This window comes from Bordetella petrii, assembly GCF_020991325.1.
Classification (GTDB): Bacteria; Pseudomonadota; Gammaproteobacteria; order Burkholderiales; family Burkholderiaceae_B; genus Bordetella_A; species Bordetella_A petrii_E.
Genome location: NZ_JAJMLX010000281.1, coordinates 1 through 5,726, shown reverse-complemented (window position 1 = coordinate 5,726; position 5,726 = coordinate 1). Strand labels below are relative to the sequence as shown.

The window sequence follows — 5,726 nt, the reverse complement described above, 5'->3', positions numbered from 1 at the left end:
CAACATCATCGCCGTGGCCTCGGGCAAGGGCGGGGTGGGCAAGAGTACCACCGCCGTGAACCTGGCCCTGGCGCTGGAGCAGTGGCGCCGCGCCGGGCCGCGCGCCTGGGTAGGCGTGTCGCTGGAGATCCTGGCGCGCCTGAACCAGCGCAGCTTTGAAATCGCCTATGCGGTGCAGCACACCACCGGCCAGGGCTTCATGATGGCCTTCCAGGCCGGCGGCCCCCATGCGCAGGACCGCGGCGTCGAGGCCGTTACCTACGCCTGGCAGGAAATGTCGCGCATCCCCGGGGTGGCCATGTGGGAAAAGCCGCAAGGCAAGCACGATCCGATCAAGATGGAAAAGCGCTTCACGGTAGTGCCGCGCGGCATCGCCCTGGTGATCGGCTGCTCCACTTTTCCCACCTGGAACGGTTACCCCGGCCTGTTCGCCAGCCTGGCCACCGGCAACACGGTGATTGTGAAGCCGCATCCCGGCGCTATCCTGCCGCTGGCGCTTACGGTGCAAGTGGCGCGCGAGGTGCTGGCCGAAGCCGGTTTCGACCCCGACGTGGTGCAACTGGCCGCACACGCGGCCGGCGACGATACCGCCCAGCAACTGGCGCAGGATCCGGCCGTGAAGATCGTGGACTTCACGGGCAGCAGCGCCAACGGCAACTGGCTGGAACAACACGCCCGCCAGGCGCAGGTGTACACGGAAAAAGCCGGCGTCAACCAGGTGATCATCGATTCCACCGACGACTTGAAAGGCGTGGCGCGCAATCTGGCGTTTTCATTGGCGCTGTACTCGGGCCAGATGTGCACCGCGCCCCAGAACATTTACGTGCCGCGCGACGGCATCGATACGGCCGAGGGCCGCGTCAGTTTCGATGAGGTGGCCGCGGCACTGGGCACGGCCCTGAGCAAGCTGTGCGCCGACCCGGCCAAGGCGGTAGAACTGACCGGCGCCATCCAGAATGACGGCATCGTGGCGCGCATCGAGCAGGCGCGCGCCCTGGGGCTGCCGGTGGTGGCCGACAGCCAGGCCCTGGCGCACCCGCAGTTCGATGGCGCGCGCGTGCACACGCCGCTGCTGCTGCGCGCCGAGGCCGGCAACCAGGCCATCAGCCAGGAATGGTTCGGGCCGATCGCCTTCGTGGTGGCCACGGATTCCACCGAGCACAGCATCGGGCTGGCGCGCGACAGCGTGATCGAGCACGGAGCCCTGTCTTTTTCGGCCTACACCACCGACGACACGGTGGCGGCCCGGGTGCAGGACGCGGCCGAGGTTTCGGGGGTGGCGCTGTCGCTGAACCTGACCGGCGGCGTGTTCGTGAACCAGACGGCCGCGTTCAGCGATTTCCATGGCACGGGCGCGAACCCGGCGGCCAATGCCGCACTATCGGATTCGGCCTTCGTGTCCAACCGCTTCCGCGTCGTGCAGACGCGCCGCCACGTTTAACCGGAATCCGCCATGACCTACCAGAACATCCTGTTCGACCTGTCCGGCGGCATTGCCAGGCTGACCCTGAACCGGCCCGACAAGCTCAATAGCTTCACCGCCGCCATGCACGGCGAAGTGGCCGACGCCCTGGCGCGCGTCGAGAACGACGGCGCGCGCGTGCTGGTGCTGACGGGCGCGGGCCGCGGCTTCTGCGCCGGCCAGGACCTGAGCGAACGCCAGATGGCGGCCGACGGCACGCCGCCCGACCTGGGCGAAACCGTGGGCAAGTACTACGCGCCGCTGGTGCGCCGCCTGAACGCACTGCCCCTGCCGGTGGTGGTGGGGGTGAATGGCGTGGCGGCCGGCGCGGGTGCCAACCTGGCTTTCGCGGGCGATATCGTCATCGCCAAGGAATCCGCCAGTTTCATCCAGTCGTTCTGCAGGCTGGGGCTTATTCCCGATACCGGCGGCACGTTCGTGCTGCCGCGACTGGTGGGACGCGCGCGCGCGATGGGACTGGCCATGCTGGGCGACAAGCTCAGCGCGCGCCAGGCGCAGGATTGGGGGTTGATCTGGCAGTGTGTGCCCGACGGCGACTTCGATTCCGCGCTGGAGAAACTGGCCGTGCATTTTTCCACCGCGCCCACGCGCGGCCTGGCCAGCACCAAGCAGGCGCTGCAAGCCAGCCTGCACAACGATTTGTCCACCCAGCTGGACCTGGAACGCGACTTGATGCGCGAACTGGGCCGTAGCGCCGATTACGCCGAGGGCGTGGCCGCCTTCATGGCCAAGCGCGAACCCCAATTCAAAGGACACTGATGAACGCACCCGACCCAGCTGGCATCGTGCCCCAGGACCCGCAGGCGCTGGCGCAGGCGGTGGGCACCGCCATGTATGCCGCGGACCCCGCCTCGCGCGGACTGGGCATGGAAGTGGCCGAAATCGCCCCGGGCTTCGCGCGCCTGACCATGACGGTGCGCGCCGACATGCTGAACGGGCACCAGACCTGCCACGGCGGCTTCATGTTCGCCCTGGCGGACAGCGCCTTTGCCTTTGCCTGCAATTCTCGCAATGTCAGCACCGTGGCATCGGGCTGCACCATCGACTTCGTGGCGCCCGCATTCGCCGGCGACCAATTGACGGCGGTGGCGCAGGAACGCTCGCTGGCGGGCCGTACCGGGGTGTACGACGTCACCGTCACCAACCAGGATGGGCGCCAGCTGGCCTTGTTCCGCGGCCGTTCCTACCGCATCAAGGGCCAGGTGGTGGGCGCGCCGCCGGATGCGTGAAAGCCCGGGTTACGCCTTGCCAGAACACTCAATACGATAAAGCGGCCCGCGCCGCACCGCATTTCCAGGAGACCCGTCATGTCCAATACCGTGAGCAAACCCGGACTGGATCCCATTGAACACGCCAGCCGCGACGAGATCGAAGCGCTGCAATTGCAGCGCCTGAAATGGACCCTGGCGCACGCCTATCAGAATGTGCCGCATTACCGGCAGGCCTTCGACGCCGCCGGCGTGCATCCCGACGACCTGAAGCAATTGTCGGATATCGCCAAGTTCCCCTTCACCACCAAGAAAGACCTGCGCGACAACTATCCTTTTGGCATGTTCGCCGTGCCACGCGAGCAAGTGTCGCGCGTGCACGCGTCCAGCGGCACGACCGGCAAGCCCACGGTGGTGGGCTATACGTCGCAAGACCTGGAAAACTGGGCCGGCCTGGTGGCGCGGTCCATACGCGCGGCCGGCGGCAAGCCGGGCGACATCGTGCACGTGGCCTACGGTTATGGCCTGTTCACGGGAGGCCTGGGCGCGCACTACGGGGCGGAACGCCTGGGCTGCACGGTGATTCCCATGTCGGGCGGCCAGACGGAAAAGCAGGTGCAGTTGATCGCGGATTTCCGGCCCGACATCATCATGGTGACACCTTCGTACTTCTGCAACATTATCGAAGAGCAGCGCCGCCAAGGCATAGACCCGCGCCAGAGTTCGCTGCGCATCGGCATTTTCGGCGCCGAGCCCTGGACGGGGCAGATGCGGCAAGACATCGAATCCGAGGCGGCGATCGACGCGGTGGATATCTACGGCCTGTCGGAAGTAATGGGGCCGGGGGTGGCCAGCGAGTGCGTAGAGACCAAGGACGGCCCGGTGGTATGGGAAGACCATTTCTATGCCGAGATCGTCAACCCCGAAACCGGCGTGCCGGTGGCCGACGGCGAGCAGGGCGAACTGGTGTTCACCTCGCTGACCAAAGAGGCCATGCCCATCATCCGCTACCGCACGCGCGACCTGACGCGGCTGCTGGCGCCCACGTCGCGCAGCATGCGGCGCATCGGCAAGATCACGGGCCGTAGCGATGACATGCTGATCGTGCGCGGGGTGAACCTGTTTCCCACGCAAGTTGAAGAACAGGTGCTGAAAATTGCGCAGTTGGCCCCGCATTACCAACTGGTGCTGACCCGCAACGGCCACCTGGACGAACTGGAGATACTGACCGAATTGCGCGATGAGTTCGCGACCCTGGCCGAAGCCGACCGCGACGCGGTGGGCAGGCAGCTGCAGCACGCGGTGAAATCGTACATAGGCGTGACCGCCAGGGTGCGCGTGGCCGACAGCGGTTTCGTGGAACGCACCCTTACGGGCAAGGCGCGCCGGGTCATAGACAAGCGCCCGCGCTGAGCTTCAGGCCAGCCCCAGCATGTCGGCCAGGCTGAGTTCGGCATGGTCTTCGACCAGGTGGATGTGCGATTCCAGTTCGCGCAGGTGGCGGTCCATTTCGGCCACTGCCTGTTCCACCCGGCCTTGTTCCAGGTAATCCACCACGCGGGCATGCTCGTCATGTTCGCAGGTTGCATTGCCTGGTGGCTGGAAAATGGCCACCACCAGCGCACAGCGCGAGATGATTTCGGTCAGGTAGCGGGCGAGCAGCGGGTTGCCCGACAGTTCACCCAGCTTCAGGTGGAAAGCGCTGGCCAGCCGTGCCCATTCGGTTTGCGGCATGCTGTGCATGGCGCGGTGTTCGGCGCGCAGTTGGCGGCGCAGCATGGCGTAGTCGGAACGGGTGGCCGACCGCGCCACCAGCGGCAGTATGGCGGCTTCCAGCGCCCGCCGCGCCTCGAACAGCCTGTCGATCTCTTCGCGGGTGGGCATGGCCACCATGGCGCCGCGATTGGGCCGCAGTTCCACGACGTGGTCGTGGGCCAGGCGCTGCAGCACCTTTTGCACGATGCTGCGGCCCACTCCGAACAGTTCGCACAGCGCGGCCTCGGGCAGCTTGGTGCCGGGACGCAGCCGCTGGCTCATGACCCCGCTGACCACCGATTGATAGATGCGGGTCTCGGTGTCTTCGGCGCTGTCCGGCGCGGAAGCGGCCAGCGTGGCGGGCCGCACTTTCGGGCGGCCGCGGGCGGGAGCGGGACGCGAGGCGGCCCGGGTCTTGCAGGGCGGTTTGGCGGCGGCGTTTTTCATTGACATGGGCGGGCGGCCTGGCCGGCCTCCGTTATTGAGTATTTTGCCATCGGCATCGGGGTTCAGGCGGTGGTTCCCAGGGCTCCCAGCTGGCGTCCCACGGCAGCGGCCAGGCGTATCAGTGCCCGGTCGCTACCGGCCGGTCCCAGCAGGGACACCCCGGCGGGCAGGCCGTCGGCGCCGATGAACGGGATGCTGACCTGCGGCAGGCCCGCCAGCCCGGCAATCGAGGTGATGCGGAAGGTGCTGCCGCGTATGGCATCCACGGCGGCCGCGTCGGCGGTGCGCAGGATGGCCGCGCTGGAGGCCGACGGCAGCACGGCCACCCGATGCTGGCCCAGCAAGCGATGAACCTGCGCGCGCAGCGCGGCCTGTACCGCGCCGGCCTGGGCGGCCGCGCTGGCGCTGATCCCTTCGGCGGCTTGCCAGCGCCCCGCGATGGCCGGGCTGAAAACCGGGCGGGTGCGCGTGATCCAGTCTTTGTGGGTTCGCCATGCGTCGTGGGCCGACAAGGTGATGTAGGTCTTGCGCCAGGTTTCCAGGTCGGTGTCCGATGCGGGGGCGTGGGTCACGGGCAAGGCATGGCGGCCTGCCAGCGCCCCGGCCACCGCATCGATCAGGGGAGCGAACGCCGGTTCCGCCTGGGCGCAGGCGTCTGTCAGCACCACAGCGCCTTGCCAGGCGCGGTCGTCGGCGGCCAGCAGCACCTCGCCCACGCGCTCGAATATATCGGCGCGCGCCGCCAGCCAGGTCATGGTGTCGAACTCGGGCGACAGCGGCACGACGCCGGCCGCGCTGAGCAGGCCGTGGGTGGTGCGCAGGCCCCACAGGCC

Annotated in this window: 5 protein-coding genes and 1 pseudogene; 4 read left to right on the top strand and 2 right to left on the bottom strand. The window is 67.7% G+C overall.

Features of this window, described 5'->3' with window-relative positions; translation table 11 throughout:
* From paaN to paaK, 4 genes are all read left to right on the top strand, one after another.
* Positions 1-1,441, top strand: a 1,441-nt coding sequence (gene paaN, locus LPZ50_RS20810) for a phenylacetic acid degradation protein PaaN (RefSeq protein ID WP_230664555.1), incomplete at its 5' end; no start/stop codon positions are given.
* A gap of 12 nt (positions 1,442-1,453) precedes the next feature.
* Positions 1,454-2,242: a 2-(1,2-epoxy-1,2-dihydrophenyl)acetyl-CoA isomerase PaaG gene (paaG, locus tag LPZ50_RS20805; RefSeq protein WP_230664553.1), complete on the top strand. Its 789-nt coding sequence runs from the start codon at positions 1,454-1,456 to the stop codon at positions 2,240-2,242.
* The gene (gene paaI, locus LPZ50_RS20800) at positions 2,242-2,712 is read left to right on the top strand and encodes a hydroxyphenylacetyl-CoA thioesterase PaaI (RefSeq protein ID WP_230664551.1); all 471 of its coding nucleotides are present in this window, start codon (positions 2,242-2,244) and stop codon (positions 2,710-2,712) included. The genes paaG and paaI overlap by 1 nt, the downstream gene beginning before the upstream one ends.
* A 78-nt stretch (positions 2,713-2,790) precedes the next feature.
* A complete protein-coding gene (gene paaK, locus LPZ50_RS20795; RefSeq protein WP_230664549.1) occupies positions 2,791-4,104 on the top strand; it encodes a phenylacetate--CoA ligase PaaK in 1,314 nt (437 codons plus the stop codon).
* A gap of 3 nt (positions 4,105-4,107) precedes the next feature.
* On the opposite strand, the gene LPZ50_RS20790 is transcribed toward paaK, so the two are convergent.
* Complete coding sequence (locus LPZ50_RS20790) at positions 4,108-4,893, bottom strand: GntR family transcriptional regulator (RefSeq protein WP_419195624.1); 786 nt, start codon at positions 4,891-4,893, stop codon at positions 4,108-4,110.
* 62 nt (positions 4,894-4,955) lie between these two features.
* Positions 4,956-5,726, bottom strand: a pseudogene (locus LPZ50_RS20785) (amidase family protein); the annotation flags it as partial.

Excerpts from the sequence above, each read along its gene's own strand:
- paaK (WP_230664549.1), top strand. The coding sequence starts at position 2,791 with ATGTCCAATACCGTGAGCAAACCCGGACTGGATCCCATTGAACACGCC.
- paaI (WP_230664551.1), top strand. The coding sequence starts at position 2,242 with ATGAACGCACCCGACCCAGCTGGCATCGTGCCCCAGGACCCGCAGGCG.
- LPZ50_RS20790 (WP_419195624.1), bottom strand. The coding sequence starts at position 4,893 with ATGAAAAACGCCGCCGCCAAACCGCCCTGCAAGACCCGGGCCGCCTCG.
- paaG (WP_230664553.1), top strand. The coding sequence starts at position 1,454 with ATGACCTACCAGAACATCCTGTTCGACCTGTCCGGCGGCATTGCCAGG.